Consider the following 22570-nt stretch of genomic DNA (forward strand, 5'->3'; position numbering starts at 1 on the left):
TTGTTGAAACAGGTGGCATCCAGAAGGTCCGCCAGCCGCACCGCGCGGCTGGTCAAGGCAACCAGCCTTCACTTCGCCACGCAGCACGACCGGCGAACCTTCTGAATGCCATGACGGTTGCGCCACTTGATCAGCGTTGCCCTAAGCACTTGATCAGCTAGAAGTTGCCCAAGGCGTGCACCTTGGCCAACAGCGCACGCTGGATATTCGGCTGCAGTGGTTTGTGCCAGTTGACGATAACGTGCTCGTGCTCGGTCTGCACAAAGCCGGCCTGCAGAGCAACCTCGAGCGCACGCCGATCGCCGCAGTGACCAAAGAATGCATCGCAGCAATCGGCATATTTGCGAAACGCGTATTGAAGTAGATGGAACCAGAGCCCGCCACTGGCACGCAAGGCATCGCGTTCTTCGGGAAGCATCAATCGCATCGTGTCGCCATTGCTGCACGAACCGCCAGAGAGAAAAACGTCTCCGAACGGCATCATGTGCGAATAGCCGGCCAGATGTAGTCCTCCGCTGGCATCCCGATAGAACCCGACCAAGTGGTGTGGGCCATCCGGTGGCGGGTGACCGAACTTGCGTTTGAACAAGTCAGTGACCAGAAATCCGGCGCTGTCGATTTCAGTAATCGTGATGAACGTCTGCAGGTTTGCCGGCAGGATCTCACGCGGATCAATAATTGCATTGTTCGACATTGCGTTTCTCTTGCGTCATATGGCTGACTTTCAGGGCAAACACCAGTGCGATTGCCCGTGCAACAGCGATTTCTCAGAACGGAATCAGCTTGTGTGCTTCGGCGATCAACTCGAGTTTGCGCTCCGGCGTCAGCGGTTTGTGCCAGCGTGCAATCAGGCGTTCGTGCTGGGTCGGCACAAATCCCGCCTGCATGTCGATCTCGTAGGCTCGCGGATCACCGCAGTAGCCAAAATAGGCCTCACAACGATCGGCGAACCGGGCAAACGAGTAGCGCAACGCGCCGAGCAGCAAACCTCCTGCCTGATTGACCTCTTCGCGCTGTGCACCCGTCATCATTTCAAAAACCCGTCCGTCCGTGCAGCCACCGCCCACCAGGTGAAAATCACCCCAGGGACGAACATGCAGGTACGACATCGGCACGAAACAATTCCACGTCTGGCGATAGAAAGTGACGATATGGTGGGGAAAATCGGGAACGGAAAGCTTGAACTTGCGCTGGAAAACCGATTCCGCGAATGCGGGGCCTTCGGCCACCTCGGTCACCACAATGAAATCATCGAGCATCGAACATCACCAACAGGGCATCAGCACAATCCGCACGATAGCAGGCTCAATTCGTTTAAGGCAGAGCCGATCAGCGTTGCCTTACTCCCGAAGCGGATTCTGCACGCCATGCGGTACGTGCCCGGTGGCGACATGCTGGCGCGCCGACTCGACATTGAGCATCGAGTCGTCGAAGAAAATATCCGCACCAAACGCTTCGAGGAATGGCCCCTTGGAACGCCCACCAAGAAACAGCGCCTCATCGAGACGGATGCCCCAGCTGCGCAGAGTCAGAATCACACGCTTGTGCGCAGGCGCGGAGCGCGCGGTCACCAGCGCAGTGCGAATCGGTGAGTTCTCGATCGGAAAAGCCGCCTGGATGCGATGCAAGGCATCGAGGAAAGTCCGGAACGGTCCCACCGCCAGCGGCTCGTTGACGCGTTCCCTCTCGTTGCGGTGGAACGCCTCGATGCCTTCGTTGTGCGAGACACGCTCGGAATCATCACCGAAGATCACCGCATCGCCATCGAAGGCGATACGCAGTTGCTCGGTTGGCAACTCGGGCGCCTTGGACGGCAGGATCGTCGCCGCGGCGACACCGGCGGTCAGCGCGCGGCGCACGTCCTCGACATTGGCCGAGAGAAACAGGTTGGCCCCGAACGGATGCGCATAGGCTGCAGTCGGCGCGCCATTGGTGAACGCCGCACGGACGATATCGAGACCGTAGTGCTCGATGGCGTTGAAGATGCGCAGGCCGGTATCGGCCGAATTGCGTGACAACAGGATGACCTCGACCCTCGGCGCTTCGGGTGCCATCGAGTTCAGGCGCAACAGCTTCTGTACCAGCGGAAAGGCGATCCCCGGTGCCAGCAACTCATCCTCGTGAGCCATCTGGTAGCGCGCGTAGGCATCCAGCCCCTCGCGCTCAAACAGTTCGTGGCTGTCGCCAAGATCGAACAGTGCACGCGAGGAAATCGCGACGACCAGTTTGTCGATGGTCGTCGTGTTCGCACTTTCCTGAATTTCGGGCTGAGCAGTCATTGCCCCAATCTTACAGCTGAGCGGTCAATCAATCATCGAAACCGTCGGCGAAGATTTTTTCGGCGACCAGGAAGGCATTCCATGCATCGACACGACCTGTGCCCTGAACCGGGTTCGGAAACGTTGTTGCCGGGATGCCGCCGCAGACCTGCGTGGTCGAGGTCAACGGAATCGCGGTATCGCGAAGGATCTGTTCCACCCGGGCCGGGTTGCCGCGCAACGAGGGGTTCACCGACATGATCAGCGCAACAACGCCGGCCACGTGCGGTGTAGCCATGCTGGTGCCGCTCATGGTCGTGTACGCAGAATCGCTGGTGCGATTGATGGATCTCACACTGGATCCCGGCGCGATCACATCGGGCTTGACGCCAACCAGAGCGGAGACCGGTCCACGGCTGGAGAAACTGGACATGGTGTCGCTTTGCGTCATCGAGCCGATGGTGAACGATGCGTCGTAGGTGGCCGGCGCGTCGAAAATGGTCGAGCAGGACGATCCATCATTGCCCGCCGCGGCGACGAAGACGATGCCGCCATCGACCAGGTTTTCGATGGCCGCCTGGACTTCGGTGCCCGCCGTACATCCTTCATCAATTGGGCAACCCCAGGAGTTGCTGATCACGTCAGGGGCGAGATCCGGTTGCGGATCAGTGCCGGCCAGATTGGTTGGCGCAAGGAAAAACTGCGCACATTCGTTGTAGCTGGCAGGCGTCCCCGCCCCTGCATTCATGTTCCGACAGCCGATCCACTCGGCGCCCGGCGCAACACCAACCTCATTGCTGCCACCGTCATCACCGAGCATCGTGCCTATCGTGTGGCTACCGTGACCATGGTCATCACAGGGGGCAAGACGATCGCCCGGGCAGGTGGCATTGCCGGCACCGTGAACCGAGTCGTGCCAGTTGTAGTTGTGGTCAGCGGACAAGCCATTCCAGCCGCGGTACTTGTTCTTGATTGCATCGTGCGTCCAGCGGATACCAGTGTCCTGGCCGGCGATGACAATGCCCTGCCCGGTGAAACCGGCGGCCCAGACCATCGGCGCACGCACCTTGTCGACGCCCCATTCGATGCCAAGCGGTGCGTCGACGTTTGCATTGTCCAGCTGGCCATCCGGTTCAGGGCCGAGATCCGGACGCTTGAGCTTGAAGCTTCGGTTCGATTCGATCTTGGCCACATCACTGCGCGCAGCCAATGCGTCCATTTGATCTGGCGTCAGCGACGCCTCGATCATGTTGACGATCCAGAACGGCCGATAGGCAATGCCCTGGGCATCCAGCCAGTCGCGCAATTCAGCCTGGGTCACCTCGGCCGTGGCACGCAGGATATCGACCAGATTGCGCCGCCGCTCGAGATAATCACCATCGGTGCGCAGCAACTGTTTCGGCGCCTTGGCCTCAAGCACAATCAGGGTATCGACCGATCCACTCTGCTGCGCAGATGCGCGCAACCCGGGTTCGACTTCGGCCGCTTGAAGTGATGAAAAACTGGCCGCACAGGCAACAGCAAGCGGCGCATAGCGCAGGAAACGAGGAAGCATCGAGAAACTCCGGTGAGGTACCCGGTCCGTGGGCCAGTAATGGATCAATACGTATTGACCCGAATCAGAACTTTAACCCGAAAAGTTTTCGCGGTCACAACGAATATCAGGGCTAAACCGTGAACTGTTCCTTGAGAATGCGTTCTTCAAGATTGTGCTCGGGATCGAACAGCAGGGTCATCGTGTGTTCGGTCGATTCGCGGACGCGCACTTCGACAACATCGCGAACTTCGGTCGAGTCGGCGGTCGCACTGACTGGACGCTTATACGGATCGAGGACCTCGAAGGTGATGTCCGTAGTCGCCGGCAGCACCGCACCGCGCCAGCGGCGCGGCCGGAACGGGCTGATCGGCGTCATCGCCAGCATGCTCGATCCGATCGGCAAAATCGGGCCGTGTGCGGACAGATTGTAGGCGGTGGAACCGGCCGGCGTGCTGACCAGCACGCCATCACACATCAACTCTTCGATACGCACGACGCCATTCAGCGTGACGCGGATATGCGCGGCCTGCTTGGTCTGGCGCAGCAGCGAAACCTCATTGAATGCCAAGGCCTCCACCGATGACCCCGACTCCGAATGCGCATGCATTATGAGCGGACGCATGACGGTCGCTTGCGCGCGTGCAATGCGCTCTTCCAGATCGTCGTGATGGAACTGGTTGAGCAGGAATCCGATCGTGCCGAGCTTCATGCCATAGACCGGAATGCCAAGGGCGAGATTCCGGTGCAGGGTGCGCAACATGAAGCCATCGCCGCCGAGAGCGACGATGACATCCGCCTCTTCGGGGGCGACATCGCCATAGCGCTTCTTGAGTGCCTCCAGCTCGGCCTGGGCCTCGGTCCCGTGACTCGCCACCAGCGCTATGCGGTGGCTCATGGTGTCACCGACAAATCGATGTGCTGGCTCATGATTTCTCCCCTGCCCTTTCGCGAATCGATGCGCAAGGCCTGACTCTAACATCCGACAGGAATTTTCAGCTTCCTGCCGGATGCGGGACGCTCAGCCACTTGATCAGCGTTGCCTTAATCAGAGCAGTTGGGCCAGGCGGCGCACCGCGACCGAGACAATCGGATAGTCGATGACGACCTGAGTACGCATATCGGCCAGGGTGGCCAGTGTCGCCTTGAGTACAGGGTCCTCACGATTCATCCACTCGGCAACCCGATCTGCACCTTCTCCGGCTGATTTGAAGCTGAGCATCTGGGTAACCAGAGAGCGATGTTGTGCGTTCAGTTCATCGCGCAGCGATCCACGGGCATGCGCATGCCAACGCGTCTCTACCGGCAGTTCTTCGACCTTCTCCATCAACCACTTCAGGTTCAAGGCCTCACCAACCGCAAAGAACACCGAAGCGACATCGAGCACGCTATGCCCGCTTTCGCGTGCAACCAGGGCGATATCCATACCCGAACCCAGGGCAGGCAGGTGAGCGAGCTTGTCGGCCAGATCAGCGGGAAAGCCCTGCTCGATCCATACTTCGCGACCGGCCTCGAATACGCCGCGCTCGGCGGCGCTGGTGACGCCATCAATGCCCTGCTTGAGTTCGTTCATCGGCGGCCAGTAGCTGTCAACAGCGGCGGCGATGTCATCAAACTCACCCGGATGGTTGAGCAGCCAACGCGTCATGCTGCGCAACATTTTCCATATCGCGAGATTGGCATCGATCTGCGCATTGCCGTTGACCTTGCCATCGAGCGCCTCGATCTCGGCCCAGAGCCCACGCGCCTCAAGGACTTCACGCGCGATATTGAAGGCTTTGGCAACGGCTGCCGGAGTCTGCCCGGTATCTTCCTGCATGCGCAGCATGAAGGTCGCACCCATGCGGTTGACCATTGAGTTGGTCACCGCCGTGGCGATGATCTCGCGCTTCAGACGATGGCGCTCCATGTGCTCGGCAAAGCGCTCACGCAATGGTTCCGGGAAATAGCGACGCAATTCGCGCGAAAGATACGGATCTTCCGGCACATCGGAGTCAAGCAATTGCTGGAAGATCACGATCTTCGAGTAAGACAGGAGAATGGCGAGTTCCGGCCGGGTCAGGCCGACGCCACGCGACTTGCGTCCCGAGAGTTCCTTGTCACTCGGCAGGAATTCGATCTGGCGATCGAGCAAACCCTGTGATTCCAGTGTGCGAATGAAGTGCTGCTTGGAGCCCAGACGCGCAACCGACATGCGCTCCATGATGCTGATGGCTTCGTTCTGGCGATAGTTGTCGATCAGGACCAGACGCTCGACTTCATCGGTCATTTCACGCAGCAGGGTATTGCGCTGGTCGACCGTCATCTCTTCACGATGCACCGCATCGTTGAGCAGAATCTTGATGTTGACCTCGTGATCCGAGGTGTCCACACCGGCCGAATTGTCGATGAAATCGGTATTCAGCAGCACCCCGTTCATTGCCGCTTCGATGCGGCCACGCTGGGTCATGCCGAGATTGCCACCCTCACCGATGATGCGCGCGCGAACGTCAGCACCATTGATGCGAATGGCATTGTTGGCGCGATCGCCGACATCACCGTGGGTTTCAGCGCTGGATTTGATGTAGGTGCCAATGCCGCCGTTCCAGAGCAGGTCGACGGGCGCCTTGAGTACCGCACTGAGCAAATCGTTCGGTGACATTGATTGCGCGCCGCCCTCGATACCGAGCGCGGTGGCCGCTTGTTCGGATATCTCGATCGTCTTCGCCGAACGCGGAAACACGCCGCCGCCAGCCGAGATCAGCGATGCATCGTAGTCGGCCCAGGACGAGCGCGGCACCTTGAACATGCGTTGACGCTCAACGTAGCTGCTTGCCGAATCCGGGGTCGGATCGATGAAGATGTGGCGATGATCGAATGCCGCAACCAATCGGATATGTTTTGACAGCAGCATGCCATTGCCGAACACGTCACCGGACATGTCGCCGATGCCGGCGCAGGTGAAGTCCATGCTCTGGCTGTCTTGTCCAAGCGCGCGGAAATGGCGCTTTACCGACTCCCAGGCGCCCTTGGCGGTGATGCCCATGCCCTTGTGGTCGTAGCCGACCGAACCGCCCGAAGCAAACGCGTCGCCTAGCCAGTAATCGTGCTCGGCACTGACCGCGTTGGCGATGTCGGAGAAAGTCGCCGTGCCCTTGTCGGCCGCGACAACCAGATAGGGATCAGGATCATCATGGCGCACGACATCCTGCGGATGAACCAGATTGCCTTCGACGAGATTGTCGGTGACATCGAGCATGCCGTTGATGAACATGCGATAGCAGGCCACGCCTTCGGCCAGCACGGCATCCCGTTCACCACTCGCCGGAGGCCGTTTGGCGATGAAGCCTCCCTTCGATCCGACCGGCACAATGACCGTGTTCTTGACCATCTGCGCCTTGACCAGACCGAGCACCTCGGTACGGAAATCCTCGCGTCGATCCGACCAGCGCAAGCCGCCACGGGCAACCGGGCCGAAGCGCATGTGCACACCTTCGACACGCGGCGAGTAGACGAAAATTTCGCGATACGGCCGCGGCTTGGGCAACTCGTTCAACATTGACGGATCGAACTTCAAGCTGGTGTATTCGTGCGGCTTGCCATCAACTTGCTGGTAGAAATTGGTGCGCAAGGTGGCGCGAATGACAGCGCTGAATCCACGCAGGATGCGATCTTCATCGAGGCTGGCGACGCGCCCAAGCAAGCTCTGGATGGTGCCGAGGATCACGCCGATCTGGATCTCACGATCCTGATCGCGGCACGCGATCAGATCGTCGATCAGGCCCGGATTTTCGTCCAGGGAAGATTGTGGAACGAGGGTCTCCAACTCATCACGCAGATGCGAACGGGCGGACTCGATTGCCTCGGCTCCACCATCAAGCCGTCGCGGATCGAACTTGGCTTCGAACAACTCGACCAGCAGACCGGCGATATCCGGATAATTGGCCAGGGTTTGTTCCATGTAGCTCTGCGAGAAGGTCACGCCGGTCTGCAGCAGATACTTGCAATAGCCGCGCAAAATGCTGACCTGGCGCCAGTTGAGCTGGGCGGCTAGAACGAGCTTGTTGAAGCCGTCATTCTCGGCATCACCGCGCCAGACCCGCTCGAATGCCTGCTGGAACAGCTCGCGCACGTTGTCCAGGTCGAATGCCAGATTGACCGGGCGCACGAGGATGTCCTGGATCGTGATCGCGTCGTTCTCGCCCTTGATTTCGTAAAGGTTCTCGGTAAGCACCGAGAGTCCAAGGTTCTCCAGTAACGGGATCACCTCGGACAGGGTGATATCGGCGCCCAGACGAAACACCTTGAAGTGCAGCACACCTTCATGTTGCTGCGACGGGTACAGGTTGAACTGGATATCTTCGGCATCGGCAATGGCTGCGGCCAAGACCACATCGGCTGCTGCATTTTGCGGCGTGACTTTCTCGATGTAGCCGGCAGGCAGCGCCTTTCCGTAGCGACTGGCCAGTTTGCCGCCGCGTTCTTCGCCATGCTCGCGGACGAGAATTTCACGCAAATCGTCCTGCCAGTTGCGCACAATCTCGACGATCCGCGCTTCGAGTTCGGCGACATCCCATTTGACTGAGGCGCCCTTCTTCGGCCTGACGATCATGTGCACGCGGGCCAGGGGTGATTCGTCGAGCAATACCGTGGAATCAATGCGTTCGGCCTCGAACTGCTTGGTCAGCATTGCTTCGATACGCTCGCGCACATCGGTATTGAAACGATCACGCGGCACGTAGGCGAGTACCGAGAAGAATCGCCCGTAGCGATCCTGGCGGATAAACAGTCGCGACCGCGCGCGCTCCCGCAGATCGAGCACGGCCATGGCGATATCGTAGAGCTCGTTGGTCGAGCACTGGAACAACTCGTCACGCGGCAAGGTATCGAGGATGTGTCGCAGCGCCTTGCCGGAGTGCGAATCGCGCTTGAGTCCCGAGCGCTTGATGATGGTTTCGTAGTTGTTGCGCAGCAACGGCACTTCGCGCGGCGGTGTCATGTAGGCCGACGAAGTCAGCAAGCCGAGAAAGCGCTTCTCAATGACCGGTTTGCCGGCCTCGTTGAAACCAAGCACGGAGAGATAATCCATGTGCCCCGGCCGATGCACGCGCGACCGCGCATTGGTCTTGGTCAGGATCAAAGCGCCGACAGAACCTGATTTGTCGAGACCGCTGGCCGCAAGCGTACTCAGGGAGCGCACTGATTTGCCCAGACCCTCGGCGCGCATGATGCCGAGTCCGGAATCGGCGACCGCCTTGAGCACTTCCTCGCCGTTTTCGTTGACGACATGATATTCACGGAAACCGAGGAAGGTGAAATGGTCGTCGGCAATCCATTTGAGGAATTCCTGGGCTTCATCAAGACTGCCCTTGTCGAAATGCACATTGAGCGTCGGCAATTCATCGGCGATGGCAAGCATCTTCGCTTTCATCTGCGGCCAGTCACGTACCGAAGCACGAACGTCATCCACCGCAGCAACGATATTCTTTCGCAGGCTTTCAATTTCCTCGGCATCGCTGATGCGCTCGACCTCGAACAACATGATCGATTCCGCTTCGCCTTCGCCGCTCTGCTCGTCACCAAAGCTGAGTACATGTCCGCCCGGATCGCGAGCGACACAGAAGATCGGGTGAATCACGGCGTGGGTCATCAGGCCGGCATGATTGATCGCCATGGACACCGAGTCGACCAGGAATGGCATGTCATCCGTGCCCACCGCAATCATGGTGTGCGAGCTTTCAAAACCTTCTTCGGCAAGCTGCGGATTGAACACGCGAATCTTTGCTGCATGCGGCTTGCGTTGACGTACGAACTCGAACATGAACTGCGCAATCCGCGCCCATTCACCGGCATCTCGCGCACCAATGTCATCCGCTGGGACATGGCGGAAGAAATGCGCCGCGAAGGCTTGTGTTTCACGCTGACGGCTGGCTCCAGCCTGGTCCGAAATCTGGCTCAGAATCGGCTCAAGGCGTTGCGCTTCACTGGTTGCACTAGGTGCGTTCATTGGTCTCGTTCTGGGAGTCGTTATAGAGCCGCGGAGGATACCCCTGCCCCCCGGGGGAATCCAGCCACCGAGCGTTGGCGCGGGAATTGCTTTACCTTCGCAACCAGCCGTTCGAGTCATTGAAATGTCAGTTCCTTACAGCCCTGGTACGAATCCGGATACCGGCATCGCCAAGCGAAGTCGCTTCTCCCGTCGTGTCAGCGTGCTTTTCCTGATCCTTGGTCTGATTCTTTCGACCATTGCCATTCAGGTTTACCGGGTGGTCGGCGACTTTGTCGATGCATCGCATTGGGTGGCACAGTCGATGGACGTGCGCCAACAGATCATCCTCACGCTTGCCAGCCTGCATGATGCCGAGGCAAGTCAGCGCGCCTACCTGATTTCCCTCGATGCCGAGCGTCTGGCCGACTACGCGGCAACTGTGCCGCGAATCATCGATCACAGCGCCAAGTTGCAGTTGCTGGTGGCCGACAACCCGGAGCAGACGCAGAACGCGGAACGCCTTGAAGCCCTGCTCGATGCACGCCTGGCTTCGATTCGGCACGTGCTTGATGAGTTCGCGGGTGGCGGAATCGATGCCGCGCGCGCATCCAAACAGATGATGCGGTCACGCGCCGACGATCTGCAGATCGACCGTGTCGGCCAGCGGATGTTGCGCTACGAAGAGGCACTCCAGGCCGCACGCCAGAAGCACACGGCGGCACAAGCCTTGCGCACGCGCATGATGACCATCGGCGCGATCCTGTTCAGTATCCTCATGCTCGGCGGTGCATTGGTTCTTGTTTTGCGAGAGCAACGTCATCGCCTGGCAAGCATGCAAGAGGCCCGATCGGCCAACCGCGATTTGCTCCGGAGCCTGAGCGACTCACAGCGCCTGGGCCAGTCGCTGCGCGAACTCGCCGAACTCGGTGAAATGTTGCAGGGCTGCCGGGACATCGACGAAGCGGCCCGAGGCCTTGCCATATCCCTGCCGAGACTGCTGCCTTCCAGTTCCGGATCGGTACATCTGATCAACGCCTCGCAGAACCTGATCCAGGCAATCGCACACTGGGGTTCAGGCAGCCAACACCTGGCGACCCTTTTTGCCCCGGATGATTGCTGGGCCTTGCGCAGGGGCCATGCCTATCCGCTGGCTGGATCCGCGCCGGCGTTTATCTGCAAGCATCTTCAGTCCGCCGTGGAAGAGCATCCCGAGCAAGTCCATTTGTGTTTACCCATGATTGCCCAGGGTGAAATTCTCGGTGTCGTCAGCGTGACCTCCGGCCACGGCATCGACTCGACAGAACGCAGCAATATCATTGCCGCCAGCGAGTCGATTTCGATGGCGCTTGCCAACTTGAAGCTGCAGGAAACCTTGCGCATGCAGTCCCTGCGCGATCCGCTGACCGGTCTGTTCAATCGACGCTATCTGGAGGCCTCGTTCGAGCGTGAAATCCAGCGTGCGGAACGACGCAATATTCCGCTCAGCGTACTCATGCTCGACGTCGATCACTTCAAGCAGTTCAATGACACCTTCGGCCATGATGCCGGCGACGCGCTGCTCGCCCACCTTGGTACTCTGCTCAGCAAGATTGTGCGCAGTGAGGACGTCAGTTGTCGCTATGGCGGCGAGGAATTCACCATCCTCATGCCCGAAGCCGACATCGAGCTGGCTCAGTCACGGGCCGAGGAAATATGTGCCGCCGTGCGCAACATGGATGTCCTGCACCGCAATCTTTCGCTCGGCAAGGTCACGATCTCAATTGGTGTCGCCACCTGGGGCGAACACGGGCGAACTCCCGAAGAGTTGCTGCGCAATGCCGACAATGCGCTCTACATGGCAAAAAACAGCGGTCGCGACCAGGTCAAGCTTGCCGAAATCCTGCATCCACGCTCGGACCCCCGCAAACCGACGTCATCCGCCAGCGTATCCCGATTCAGCCAGAAAAAGTTGGGATGAGTGATAGCAGCGCGACCGACGATCCGGTAAGCCGCGGCTGCAGCTTCCGTCAACTCAGCGCAACCCGGTCTCGTTGCGGGCGATGACCATGCGCTGGATCTCACTGGTTCCCTCGTAGATCTCGGTGATCTTGGCGTCACGGAAAAACCGTTCCAGCGGCATTTCCTTGGAATAGCCCATGCCACCGTGGATCTGTACCGCCTGGTGGGTAATCCACATGGCCGCCTCGGAGGCGAAGAGTTTGGCCACGGCCGCCTCGGTGCTGAAACGACCGCCCGTCCGATCCGCCTCGCCCTTGGCGAATGCCGCGCGCAAGGTCAGCAACTGTGCGGCATCGTATCGGCATTTCATGTCGGCGATCTTGGCCTGGATCATCTGGAACGAACCGATCGCCTGGCCGAATGCCTTGCGCTCCTGCACATAGGCAACGCTGGCTTCGTAGGCAGCGCGGCACAAACCTACCGCTTGCGAGGCGATGCCGATGCGGCCGGCGTCAAGCACGCCCATGGCGATGCCGAAGCCCTTGCCCTGCGCACCGAGCATGTCTTCGGCGGGACATACGTAATCGTGGAACTCGATTTCGCAGGTCGCCGAGGCTCGAATACCGAGCTTGGGTTCAATCTTGCCGGCTTGAAAGCCGGCGCGCCCGGTATCGATGATAAAGGCCGAGATGCCCTTGGCGCCGATGCCCGGCGTGGTGATCGCAAACAGGATGATGTACTTGGCCACCGAACCCGAGGTGATCCAGCTCTTCTTGCCGTTGATGACCCAGTCACCGTCCTTGTTCTTGATCGCTTGCGTGTGCATGGCTGAAGCGTCGGAGCCCGATTGCGGTTCGGTCAATGCGTAAGCGCCGATGTACTCGCCAGTGGCGATGGCGCGCACATATTTCTGCTTTTGCTCCTCGGTGCCATGCTGGAGGATGCCATTGCAATACAACGAATTATTGACCGACATGATGGTCGAGGTGGCCGTATCGGCAGTGCCTATCTCGATCATGGCCAGCGCATAGGCGACCGGATCGAGTCCTGCACCACCGTATTCTTCGGGAACCTCGATACCCATCAGACCAAGCTGGCCCATCTCGCGAATATTTTCGAGCGGAAAAGTCGCCGAAGCATCCAGTTCAGCAGCGACCGGCGCGATGCGCTTTTGCGCGAAGTCGCGGGCAATGGACTGGATCGAGAGCTGATCTTCGCTGAGACGGAAATCCATGGGCGTACCTTTTGACGTTGAGCGGCCGGACATTTTATCGCGTCGCGCTCATGTTCGTCTGTTTGCGCGTTCCGCGAGTCGTTGACGAGGCTGATTCTGGCCGCTACGCTGCGCTTCCATCTTTCAATCAAGATGAAAGGATAATTCGTGGATCTGACTGCCACATCCTCCCTGCTGCGCCTGCTGTCGGATCCGACCCGCGTGCGCCTGCTGGCGCTGCTTGAACGCGAAGAACTGACCGTCGCCGAGCTGTCGGCGATCCTGCGCCTGGCCCAGCCGCGCGTGTCGACCCATCTGGCCAAGCTCAAGGAAGCCGATCTGGTTCGTGATCGCCGCGCCGGCGTGTCGTCGTACTACCGCTTCAACGGCGAGCTCCCGATCAAGGAAAATGCATTCGTGCATGCGCTCAGGGAAGCCGTCGAGGATGCCTTGCTGCTAGACGACGAGCGCCGCCTGCCCGGCATCCTGGCCAAGCGCGCCCGCGCCGAAGGATGGGCCGACACCGTCGCCGGCGACATGGAACGCCACTATTCGCCCGGGCGTACCTGGGAAACCCTGGCCCGCGCCATGACCCAACTGGTCGACGCTGGCGATGTCCTCGATATCGCCTCGGGCGACGGCGTTCTCGCCGAATTGCTCGCACCCAGCACGCGCTCGATCGTCTGCGTGGATGCGAGTCCACGCGTGGTCGCGGCGGCGCAGGAGCGTCTCAAGACCTTCACCCATGTCGAAGTCGTCACCGGCGACATGCACGCACTCGATCTCGGTCGCAAGCGCTTCGACCTGGTTCTGCTCATGCATGCCCTGACCTATAGCGAACGTCCGGCAGCGGTCATCAGCGAAGCAGCGCGCGTGCTGGCCAAGGGTGGACGTCTGCTCGTGGCAACACTCGGCAAGCATGCCCATCGCACTGCCGTCGAACCCTTCGATCATCGCAATCTCGGCTTCAAACCGGACGAACTGCGTGGTTTTGCTAGCGATGCCGGACTCGACGTGCTGTCGTGCGGACGCATCACCCGCGAGGTCAAGTCACCGCATTTCGAAGTCATCACCCTGCTGGCGCGCAAATCATGAATCGACAACTTCCGTGGCTGCATGGCGATCGCGTTCAGGCGCTGGAACAGGCCCTGGCCGAGCGCATCCTCGTCATCGATGGCGCCATGGGCACGATGATCCAGAGCCATCACCTGGAAGAGGCCGACTATCGCGGTCAACGCTTTGTCGATGGTTTCGATTCGACCCATGCACACGGCGATGGCTGCGGACATGATCTCAAGGGCAACAACGATCTGCTCCTGCTGACCCGCCCCGAGGTGATCGCCTCGGTGCACAATGCCTATCTCGAAGCCGGTGCGGATCTGGTCGAAACCAATACCTTCAACGCAACGTCGATCAGCCAGGCCGACTACCACCTGCAACACATCGTCCGCGAACTGAATCGCGAAGGTGCCCGCATCGCGCGCGAATGCTGCGATGCCTTCAGCGCACAAACACCGGACAAGCCGCGCTTCGTCATCGGCGTCCTCGGACCGACCAGCCGCACCGCGTCGATCAGTCCGGACGTCAACGATCCGGGTTTCCGCAACACCAGTTTCGATGAGCTGCGCGGTACCTATCGCGAAGCGGTCGAAGGTCTGATTGACGGCGGCGCCGACACCATCATGGTCGAGACGATCTTCGATACGCTCAACGCCAAGGCCGCGTTGTATGCGATCGGCGAAGTCTTCGAACAACGTGGTGGCCGTCTGCCGATCATGATCTCGGGCACGATCACCGACCGTTCCGGGCGCACGCTTTCCGGGCAAACCGCCGAAGCGTTCCACGCCTCGCTGGCGCACAGTCGGCCGCTGTCATTCGGTCTCAACTGCGCGCTGGGCGCCAGCGACATGCGCGAGCACGTCGAGACGCTCGCCAGGATCAGTCACAGCTTTGTCAGCGCGCATCCGAATGCGGGCCTGCCGAATGCGTTTGGCGAATATGACGAGACTCCCGAGGAGATGGCGGCGACCCTGCACGAATTTGCGACGTCCGGTCTGCTCAACCTGGTCGGCGGTTGCTGCGGAACCACACCGGCGCACATCAAGGCGATTGCCGACGCGGTGCGCGGAATACCACCGCGACGCCTGCCCGGGTTTGCCGAGGAGCAAGCCGCATGACCGTGCACCCTCGTCATACCGTGCTGTCCGGGCTTGAGCCGCTGGTCATCACGCCCGAACTCAACTTCATCAATGTCGGCGAACGCACCAATGTCACCGGCAGCGCGAAGTTCCGCAAGATGATCAAGGAAGGACGCTTCGAGGATGCCGTCGAAGTCGCCCGCCAGCAGGTCGAAAGCGGTGCGCAGATCCTCGATGTGAACATGGACGAGGGCCTGATCGATTCGGAAGCGGCGATGGTGCGTTTCCTCAATCTGATCGCCTCGGAACCCGACATCGCGCGCATCCCGGTGATGGTCGATTCATCGAAATGGACGGTCATCGAAGCCGGCCTCAAGTGCCTGCAGGGCAAGGGCGTGGTCAACTCGATCTCGCTCAAGGAAGGCGAGGAGCAGTTCCTCGAACACGCGCGCGAGGTCATGCGTTACGGCGCTGCCGCCGTGGTCATGGCCTTCGATGAGGAAGGCCAGGCCGATACCTGCGAGCGCAAGGTCGCGATCTGCACGCGTGCCTACCGGGTTCTCACCGAACAGCTCGACTTTCCGCCTGAAGACATCATCTTCGATCCGAACATCTTCGCCATCGCCACCGGTATCGACGAACACAACAACTACGCGGTCGACTTCATCGAGGCGACGCGGATCATCCGCCAGACCCTGCCGCACTGCCATGTCTCCGGCGGCGTCTCCAATGTGTCGTTCTCGTTCCGCGGCAATGAAACGGTGCGCTCGGCAATCCACGCCGTGTTCCTCTATCACGCGATCCGCGCCGGCATGGACATGGGCATCGTCAATGCCGGTGCGCTGGCCATCGTCGACGATCTTGATGCCGACCTGCGCGAGCGCGTCGAGGATGTGGTTCTGAATCGGCGTGACGACGCTACCGAGCGACTGCTCGAAGTCGCCGAGCGATACCGAAGCGGGAGTCGGGAGTCGGAAGTGGGGAGTGGGAAGGCCGATGAGTGGCGCTCATTGCCAGTTGCCGAACGCCTCGCGCATGCCCTGGTGCATGGCATCGATGCCTATGCCGCGGTCGATGCCGAAGAAGCACGCCTGCAATCCTCGCGACCGCTGGATGTGATCGAAGGGCCGCTGATGGACGGCATGAATATCGTTGGTGACCTGTTTGGTGCCGGCAAGATGTTCCTGCCGCAGGTGGTCAAGTCGGCACGTGTCATGAAGAAGGCGGTGGCCTGGCTGCTGCCCTTCATCGAGGCCGAGAAGCTGCGCACCGGGGATGTCGGCAAGTCCAATGGCAAGATCGTCATGGCCACGGTCAAGGGCGACGTGCATGACATTGGCAAGAATATCGTCGGCGTCGTCCTGCGCTGCAACAACTTCGAAGTCGTCGATCTCGGCGTGATGGTGCCGGCACAGAAAATCCTCGATGCGGCACGCGCCGAGAACGCCGACATGATCGGCCTCTCCGGCCTGATCACACCGTCGCTGGAGGAAATGGCCCATGTCGCCCGCGAGATGCAGCGTCAGGATTTCCACCTGCCGTTGCTGATTGGCGGCGCAACGACGTCGCGCGCCCACACCGCGCTGAAGATCGATCCGCATTACAAGTCACCGACGGTCTGGGTCAAGGATGCCTCGCGCGCGGTAGGCGTCGCCCAGTCGCTGATCACCAAGGAACTGATCGAACCCTTCATGGACAAGATCCGCGCCGAATACGCCGACATCCGCGAGCGGCACAAGGATCGCGGCAACGGCAAGCGCCTGGTTTCTTTCGAAAAGGCGCGCGCGCAACATTTCGACGGCGACTGGGCCAACTATCAACCGCCCGTGCCGAAGCAACCCGGCATCACCGTATTCGAGGACTTTCCGCTCGAAGAACTGGTTCCGTTCATCGACTGGTCGCCGTTCTTCAACGCCTGGGAACTGGCCGGACGCTACCCGGCCATCCTCACTGACGCCGTGGTCGGCGCGCAGGCCAGCGAGTTGTTCAACGATGCGCAAACCATGCTTGATCGCATCATCAAGGAGAAGTGGCTGAAGGCGAGTGGCGTGATCGGCTTGTGGAGGGCCAACAGCGAGGGCGAAGATATCGAAGTGCTCGAGGCGGATGGCTCCGTCCTTGCACGCTTGCATTGCCTGCGCCAGCAAGCCGACAAGCCGGTCGAGCGACCGGACTTCTGTCTGGCCGATTTCATCGCACCGAAGGAATCAGGTATCGAGGACTGGATCGGTTCCTTCGCGGTCACCGCCGGCATCGGCATCGATGCGCATATCGAGCGCTTCCAGAAAGATTACGACGACTATTCGGCAATCCTGCTCAAGGCCCTCGCGGACCGACTTGCCGAAGCCTTCGCCGAATGCCTGCACCGACGCGTGCGTCGCGAGCATTGGGGCTATGCGCAGGATGAAAGCCTCGACAACGACGCCTTGATCGCCGAGAAGTATCGCGGCATCCGCCCGGCCCCCGGCTACCCGGCCTGCCCCGACCATACCGAGAAGGCGACCTTGTTCCGCATCCTCGATGCAACGGCAAAGGCCGGTATCACGATTACCGAAAACTTCGCCATGGTGCCAACCGCTGCGGTTTCCGGCTGGTATTTTTCGCACCCGAAGAGCCAGTACTTCGTGGTCGGCAAGATCAGCAAGGAACAGGTCACCGATTACGCGAAGCGCAAGGGCTGGACGCTGCTCGAAGCGGAACGCTGGCTGGCACCGAACCTCGATTACGACCCGGAATAATTATGCTGCGGAGAAGCGCCTGCCGCGATCGGCAGGCGCCCTGAAATTACATTCCGGAACTCATGCCACTCATCGTCGCCATGAGACTTCCCCAGAACAGCACGGCAAGGACCAGACTGACCAGATAGAAAATCAGGGCGGCCTTGCAGAAGTTGGACTTGTTCGGGTTCGCGCTGCTCGAGAATCCCCAGACGAACAACATGATGAATCCGACCAGCGGAATCGCCAGGACGATCATCGTGATGATCCAGTCACCCAGTGACATCACCGGTGCACTGCTACGATTTTCCATGCTTTCCTCTCCCCGAGGTTGTTGTCAGGCGGGCGCCTGACCGGGGGATTCTTGCATGAACCTGAACGCGATGCACCCGCTCAGGAATCGACCCGCTCGCGCCGGTGACGATAGTCGACAACCAGGTTGTAGGCCGAAACAAAAGCCGGGAATGCGTTGGAGAGAATACCCACCGAATCGTTCTTGCCGAACGTGAAATAGCTGACCAGCATCAGACTGCCGCAGACCGAAAGCCACCAGAACGCGCGCGGCATATACACGCGCTTGAGCTTCTTGGTTGCATACATTTGTACAAACCAGCGACTGGTAAACATCAGAACACCGAGATAGCCAACCAGTTTCCACGGCGTAACACCGATGTTGTGAACATGAAAAAGGACTTCATTCATTGCGTGGCTGCACCCGAACATGGAGACAGCATTCTATCGCGGGACTTGTCGAATGAACGTCGCGAGGGTGCCCGCTCGAATAGGCCTGGGGTTGCTCAGGCGTGCACGGGTGGCTCAATCGAGCACCCGTGCAGCATCATGAAAGCGATATCGACAGAATGGATCCAGTCACTTGAATTCCATGCTCAATCGGGAATCAAGCTCTGGCTCGCAGCCAGTCGTGAATGGCTGGCGGAACTTCACGCTGGGCGCGACCCGAGACATAGATACCGATATGCCCGCCCTTGAAGGCAATCTGCGTGTAATCCTTGGTCCCGACCACACCCTGCATCGCGCGTGATGCATCCGGCGGAACCAGATGATCCTGCTCGGCGAAGATGTTGAGTACCGGCATGGTGATGTTCTTCAGGTCGACCTCATGCTTGCCAAGCTTCAAGCCACCTTTGATCAGCTTGTTGCCCTGATAGAAATCACGCATGAACTGACGGAACGCCTCGCCGGCCTGATCCGGTGAATCGAAGATCCACTTTTCCATGCGCAGGAAGTTCTCGAGCTCGGCCTTGTTGTCGAGGATCTCGACCATGCCGACATACTTCTGCTGGAGCAGGCGCATTGGCTTGAGCATCAGGTAGCACCAGTTCATCAGATCGGCCGGCACATTGCCGATCGTGTTGACGAAAAGGTCGGCATCCATGTTGCGCGTCCAGTTCGAAAGCATGTTGTCGGGCGTATGAAAATCAACCGGTGTAACCATCGTGATCAGGTTCTTGACCTTGTGCGGATGGATCGCGCTGAAGCACAGCGAGAATGCACCACCCTGGCAAATGCCGAGCACGTTGATTTTCTTTACTCCGGCATTTTTGGCAACCGCGTCTACACTGCGCCGGATATAGCCGTTGATGTAGTCATCGAGGGTGAGCCAGCGGTCGGCCAGATCCGGATAACCCCAGTCGATCAGATAAACATCTTCACCGTGGGCGAGCAGGTTGCGCACGAGTGATTTGTCTTCCTGCAGATCGACCATGTACGGGCGATTGACCAGCGCGTAGACGATCAGGGTCGGCGTCTTCGCGGTTGGCTTCTTCTCGCCGCGGTAGCGATAGACGACCAGTTTGTCCTCGCGATAGACCTCTTCCTTGTCGGTGACACCGAATTCGACGTCATCGAGTGTGCGCAGCACCTGCATGCCGGCAGTCATTTTCTTCTGGAACTTCTGAGCTTCCTCGAAGAGCTTGATCGGTTCGATATTGAGTGGTCCCATTACTTGCTACCTCCCCTCTTCACGGCTTTTGCCGCTGCGCGCGTAGATCCGCGTTTTTTCGAAGATTTCGACTTGCGTGCAAACCGCGCAATGCTGGCGGCAAAGTCGCCTGCATTGGCAGAAGGAGCTTGCTTTGCGCCAGTTCCCTTGCTTGCTGCAGCCTTGCGTCGCTTGTCGCGATGGGCAGCCGTCGGCTTTCTGGTTGTTTTTGACGATGATTTGTCGCTTGCCGGAGCAGTCGCGGACTCGATCTTCGTCTCGGATTTGCTTGCCTGAGCCGCCTTCGCGGATCTAGCCGCCTTGGTTGGCTTGGCGGGTTTGGCGGGTTTAGCTGCCTTCGTTGCCTTGGCGGTCTTTGATGGCGTGGCTGTCTTTGCCGGCTTGGCTGCAGACTTGCGCACCGGAGACTTGCTCGCCGACTTCGGCGCCGCGGTCAATGCCGCCAATTCGCGCCGCAACTCGGCTACTTCATTGCGCAGTTGCTGCTGGTCTTCTGAGCCTTCACGCTCCTCGCGAAATTCGCGGCGCAAGGCCTGCAGGCGTTCGCCGATGCTGTTTATTTCACTGCGCGTCGGCATGCCCAGCTGAGTGCACAATTTCTCGATTTCGCCCTGCACCTGCTGGCGAACGCGCATCTGGGCATCAACGACAGCGGCGTAGATTTCGCGAAACTCCTCGGACAAGGCGATCTCGGCGTAAGCCTCTTCGGCCGCATCGATCCACAAATCGTAGAGACCGCGAGCCGAGTCGATCTGTCGTCCCGGCTCTTCGCGTTCGGCCAGCTTGAGCTGGAAACGGGCAAAACTCTGCTCGCTGACCTTGAGCATGAGACGATCGTAGCGCGCGCTCTGTTCCTGATAATCGATGAAGACCTGAGCGGTTTTCTGCAGGTTTTCCTGTTTTTCACGCATATGACCGAAGGCCGGCATTTGCGTCGAAGCTTTGGCTTGGTCAAGCATCGGCCCGGCCGCAGCCGAAAACTGTTCCATCAACTGCTCGAAACCGCGTGAACCCTGATTGCCGAAGTCGCGCATGGCCGCCGCAAACGGATTGTTCATGACCGAAGGTGAGGCCATACCGGGAATGAAGCCGTTGGCGAACGGATTCTGAAAACCTTCGATACCCTGCCCCGCACCCGCGCTGGCCAGGCTTTGCAACATGCCGAGATAGCCTTGAGCACCAGCCATCAGGTGTTCCATGGCTTCACTTTGCTGGGCGCCGCCGACAAAGGGTTTGGCATTGGCCAAGGCTTCCGCCCATGGATTCGAAGGTGCCTGACCTCCAAACCAGGCAGGCTGCGCGGCGTTCCCGCCCATGGAAGCCTGCGCCTGGCGCGCCATGGCCTCCCAGTTTTTCGCCCATTGGGCAACATCCATCGGTTCGCTCATGACTCATGCTCCGGTTTCAGATCAGGATCGGCTAGCCCGGTCGGGCTCTGTCGGTCGAGACGATTCCCAGTCCGACCGAGCAAGATCCGACAGCTTGCTGCATGCCGAATACCCGCCATGATAACGGTGCATGTGATGTTGCGGCGAACGATTGCGGCAAAGGCGCAAGAAAAGTAGAACCCCGCCGCCTCAGTAATCGCCCAATTGGCTGGAACCGAGCGGGCCATCGCCACGCGGTGTGGTCACGATTTCACGACTGGTCGGCATCGGCGCACCGTTGAAGACATGCGCCCAGAGCTTGTCCAGCGCCGAATAGGCATACGGCAGCATTGGCACATGAGCGTCACCGAATCCAGGAAAAGCGAGGAACGCATCGAAATGCTGGCCGTGTTCGACGTTCCAGAACACCGGCTTGCGCCCGTTCGCCTCAAGCCAACGCACATAGGGCGCTGAGCTGAAGGCCACCGGTATCAGGCCATCCGCCTTGCCGTGGACAATAATCATTGGCAAGTCGGCACGTGGCAGCGCGGCACGCGTCTCACCGGCGCCGGTATAGACGAGCAAACCCAGCTCGCTCGATTCACTCCACAACTGGCTAAGGCACTGCGATCCGGGCCATGTCGCATCCTTGCCAGCGGCCATGCTGTCGATGATGCCGACCCCCGCGCCGGGCGCAATGCCGGCGGCATCGGACCACCATGCCGCTCGCTCAGCCGCTGGGGCCAACCGGGCTACGCCCTTGCCATCAGTCGCGGCCAGGCCGAAACCGCAAGGCATGGCCGCGACACCGGTACGCGCATAGGCGGCGGCATAGGTCACCGTCACTGCGCGCCACAAGTCCAGCGCAGTCGACGCTGCGGCACTGGCCAGTGCTTCATCGGTCCAACCGGTCGCATGCAGATTTTCAAGGGCCTGGCTCTCGGGTGAGCGCGCGGAGTCATTCGACTGCCAGCGATCATCTTTCAATGTTTCGCAACGGGTCACCCATGCCGGAGGCCGCTCGCCATTGACGCGAGCGAACGGGGTCTGATCGAAGCGCGGATCAAGCAGGGCGCAGGGCATCAACAGCATTGCCTCGGTCGCATAGTCGTACAACGCACGACCACCTTCTCCGGCCCAGATATTCGGCTCGACTGCGACGACGCCATCCAGCAAGCCATCATCGGTTTCAGCAGCGCGCAACACGGCACCACCACCGTTTGAAATGCCGGCTGCAAAGATCCGCGTGTTCTCCGCGGTGAACGGAGCCTGATCCGGGAACGCCTGATCGAGCGCACGCAATGCAAAATGGGCCGCCTGATTCACATGCCGACCCCAATCGGCCTCCGGGTTGTCTCCCGAATGCGCGTGCTTGACCAGCACCTGGTTCATGCTCGCTGGTACTTCATCGTCTGCAGGGGCGAATTCAAGCTGCGCGCTGCCACGTTCGGCACGCGTGCCGTCGAGGGAAACA

16 protein-coding genes are annotated in these 22570 nt (G+C 59.9%); 4 read left to right on the forward strand and 12 right to left on the reverse strand.

Annotated elements, in window-relative coordinates; translation table 11 throughout:
- Positions 1 to 157: 157 nt before the first annotated feature.
- From VFN25_RS03740 to VFN25_RS03765, 6 genes are all read right to left on the reverse strand, one after another.
- Positions 158 to 694 (reverse strand): hypothetical protein, encoded by a 537-nt coding sequence (locus VFN25_RS03740; RefSeq protein WP_325138961.1) that lies wholly within the window; start codon positions 692 to 694, stop codon positions 158 to 160.
- 73 nt (positions 695 to 767) lie between these two features.
- Positions 768 to 1259, reverse strand: coding sequence for a hypothetical protein (locus VFN25_RS03745; RefSeq protein WP_325138964.1), 492 nt, complete (start codon positions 1257 to 1259; stop codon positions 768 to 770).
- 81 nt (positions 1260 to 1340) lie between these two features.
- Positions 1341 to 2279, reverse strand: coding sequence for a 5'-nucleotidase (locus VFN25_RS03750; RefSeq protein ID WP_325138967.1), 939 nt, complete (start codon positions 2277 to 2279; stop codon positions 1341 to 1343).
- 28 nt (positions 2280 to 2307) lie between these two features.
- The gene (locus VFN25_RS03755; protein ID WP_325138969.1) at positions 2308 to 3813 is read right to left on the reverse strand and encodes a S8 family serine peptidase; all 1506 of its coding nucleotides are present in this window, start codon (positions 3811 to 3813) and stop codon (positions 2308 to 2310) included.
- A gap of 112 nt (positions 3814 to 3925) precedes the next feature.
- Positions 3926 to 4690 (reverse strand): NAD kinase, encoded by a 765-nt coding sequence (locus tag VFN25_RS03760; RefSeq protein WP_325138971.1) that lies wholly within the window; start codon positions 4688 to 4690, stop codon positions 3926 to 3928.
- Positions 4691 to 4840: 150 nt separating this feature from the next.
- Positions 4841 to 9778 carry an NAD-glutamate dehydrogenase gene (locus tag VFN25_RS03765; RefSeq protein ID WP_325138973.1) on the reverse strand — a complete coding sequence of 1646 codons (4938 nt, stop codon included), beginning with the start codon at positions 9776 to 9778 and terminating at the stop codon, positions 4841 to 4843.
- Positions 9779 to 9902: 124 nt separating this feature from the next.
- Here VFN25_RS03765 and VFN25_RS03770 point away from each other — a divergent pair, with 124 nt between their 5' ends.
- Entirely contained in the window at positions 9903 to 11717 is a 1815-nt protein-coding gene (locus VFN25_RS03770) for a diguanylate cyclase (protein ID WP_325138976.1), read from the forward strand.
- Positions 11718 to 11771: 54 nt separating this feature from the next.
- Here VFN25_RS03770 and VFN25_RS03775 read toward each other — a convergent pair whose 3' ends face one another.
- Positions 11772 to 12965 (reverse strand): acyl-CoA dehydrogenase family protein, encoded by a 1194-nt coding sequence (locus VFN25_RS03775; RefSeq protein ID WP_325138978.1) that lies wholly within the window; start codon positions 12963 to 12965, stop codon positions 11772 to 11774.
- 114 nt (positions 12966 to 13079) lie between these two features.
- Here VFN25_RS03775 and VFN25_RS03780 point away from each other — a divergent pair, with 114 nt between their 5' ends.
- From VFN25_RS03780 to metH, 3 genes are read left to right on the forward strand one after another with little or no spacing between them, the layout of a single operon-like run.
- Positions 13080 to 14006, forward strand: a complete 927-nt coding sequence (locus VFN25_RS03780) for a metalloregulator ArsR/SmtB family transcription factor (RefSeq protein ID WP_325138980.1) — start codon at positions 13080 to 13082, stop codon at positions 14004 to 14006.
- Positions 14003 to 15088, forward strand: a complete 1086-nt coding sequence (locus VFN25_RS03785) for a homocysteine S-methyltransferase family protein (protein ID WP_325138982.1) — start codon at positions 14003 to 14005, stop codon at positions 15086 to 15088. The genes VFN25_RS03780 and VFN25_RS03785 overlap by 4 nt, the downstream gene beginning before the upstream one ends.
- Positions 15085 to 17787 (forward strand): methionine synthase, encoded by a 2703-nt coding sequence (metH, locus tag VFN25_RS03790; RefSeq protein WP_325138984.1) that lies wholly within the window; start codon positions 15085 to 15087, stop codon positions 17785 to 17787. The genes VFN25_RS03785 and metH overlap by 4 nt, the downstream gene beginning before the upstream one ends.
- A gap of 46 nt (positions 17788 to 17833) precedes the next feature.
- Here metH and VFN25_RS03795 read toward each other — a convergent pair whose 3' ends face one another.
- From VFN25_RS03795 to VFN25_RS03815, 5 genes are all read right to left on the reverse strand, one after another.
- Positions 17834 to 18079, reverse strand: coding sequence for a hypothetical protein (locus VFN25_RS03795; protein WP_325138986.1), 246 nt, complete (start codon positions 18077 to 18079; stop codon positions 17834 to 17836).
- Positions 18080 to 18159: 80 nt separating this feature from the next.
- Positions 18160 to 18468 carry a lipid-A-disaccharide synthase N-terminal domain-containing protein gene (locus VFN25_RS03800; protein WP_325138989.1) on the reverse strand — a complete coding sequence of 103 codons (309 nt, stop codon included), beginning with the start codon at positions 18466 to 18468 and terminating at the stop codon, positions 18160 to 18162.
- Between the two features lie 196 nt (positions 18469 to 18664).
- Complete coding sequence (locus VFN25_RS03805; protein WP_325138991.1) at positions 18665 to 19729, reverse strand: class III poly(R)-hydroxyalkanoic acid synthase subunit PhaC; 1065 nt, start codon at positions 19727 to 19729, stop codon at positions 18665 to 18667.
- Entirely contained in the window at positions 19729 to 21117 is a 1389-nt protein-coding gene (locus VFN25_RS03810) for a poly(R)-hydroxyalkanoic acid synthase subunit PhaE (RefSeq protein ID WP_325138993.1), read from the reverse strand. The genes VFN25_RS03805 and VFN25_RS03810 overlap by 1 nt, the downstream gene beginning before the upstream one ends.
- A 189-nt stretch (positions 21118 to 21306) precedes the next feature.
- Positions 21307 to 22570 (reverse strand): 3-hydroxybutyrate oligomer hydrolase family protein (locus VFN25_RS03815; protein WP_325138995.1); only part of this gene is annotated, 1264 nt, incomplete at its 5' end.

It is taken from the genome of Dokdonella sp. (genome assembly GCF_035703485.1).
Taxonomy (GTDB): Bacteria; Pseudomonadota; Gammaproteobacteria; order Xanthomonadales; family Rhodanobacteraceae; genus Dokdonella.

Bases quoted from the DNA above. Each gene is read 5' to 3' on its own strand.
- VFN25_RS03800 (WP_325138989.1), bottom strand. From the start codon at position 18,468: ATGAATGAAGTCCTTTTTCATGTTCACAACATCGGTGTTACGCCGTGG.
- VFN25_RS03770 (WP_325138976.1), top strand. From the start codon at position 9,903: ATGTCAGTTCCTTACAGCCCTGGTACGAATCCGGATACCGGCATCGCC.
- VFN25_RS03775 (WP_325138978.1), bottom strand. From the start codon at position 12,965: ATGTCCGGCCGCTCAACGTCAAAAGGTACGCCCATGGATTTCCGTCTC.
- metH (WP_325138984.1), top strand. From the start codon at position 15,085: ATGACCGTGCACCCTCGTCATACCGTGCTGTCCGGGCTTGAGCCGCTG.
- VFN25_RS03765 (WP_325138973.1), bottom strand. From the start codon at position 9,778: ATGAACGCACCTAGTGCAACCAGTGAAGCGCAACGCCTTGAGCCGATT.
- VFN25_RS03810 (WP_325138993.1), bottom strand. From the start codon at position 21,117: ATGAGCGAACCGATGGATGTTGCCCAATGGGCGAAAAACTGGGAGGCC.
- VFN25_RS03805 (WP_325138991.1), bottom strand. From the start codon at position 19,729: ATGGGACCACTCAATATCGAACCGATCAAGCTCTTCGAGGAAGCTCAG.
- VFN25_RS03795 (WP_325138986.1), bottom strand. From the start codon at position 18,079: ATGGAAAATCGTAGCAGTGCACCGGTGATGTCACTGGGTGACTGGATC.
- VFN25_RS03740 (WP_325138961.1), bottom strand. From the start codon at position 694: ATGTCGAACAATGCAATTATTGATCCGCGTGAGATCCTGCCGGCAAAC.
- VFN25_RS03760 (WP_325138971.1), bottom strand. From the start codon at position 4,690: ATGAGCCACCGCATAGCGCTGGTGGCGAGTCACGGGACCGAGGCCCAG.
- VFN25_RS03755 (WP_325138969.1), bottom strand. From the start codon at position 3,813: ATGCTTCCTCGTTTCCTGCGCTATGCGCCGCTTGCTGTTGCCTGTGCG.
- VFN25_RS03745 (WP_325138964.1), bottom strand. From the start codon at position 1,259: ATGCTCGATGATTTCATTGTGGTGACCGAGGTGGCCGAAGGCCCCGCA.
- VFN25_RS03750 (WP_325138967.1), bottom strand. From the start codon at position 2,279: ATGACTGCTCAGCCCGAAATTCAGGAAAGTGCGAACACGACGACCATC.
- VFN25_RS03785 (WP_325138982.1), top strand. From the start codon at position 14,003: ATGAATCGACAACTTCCGTGGCTGCATGGCGATCGCGTTCAGGCGCTG.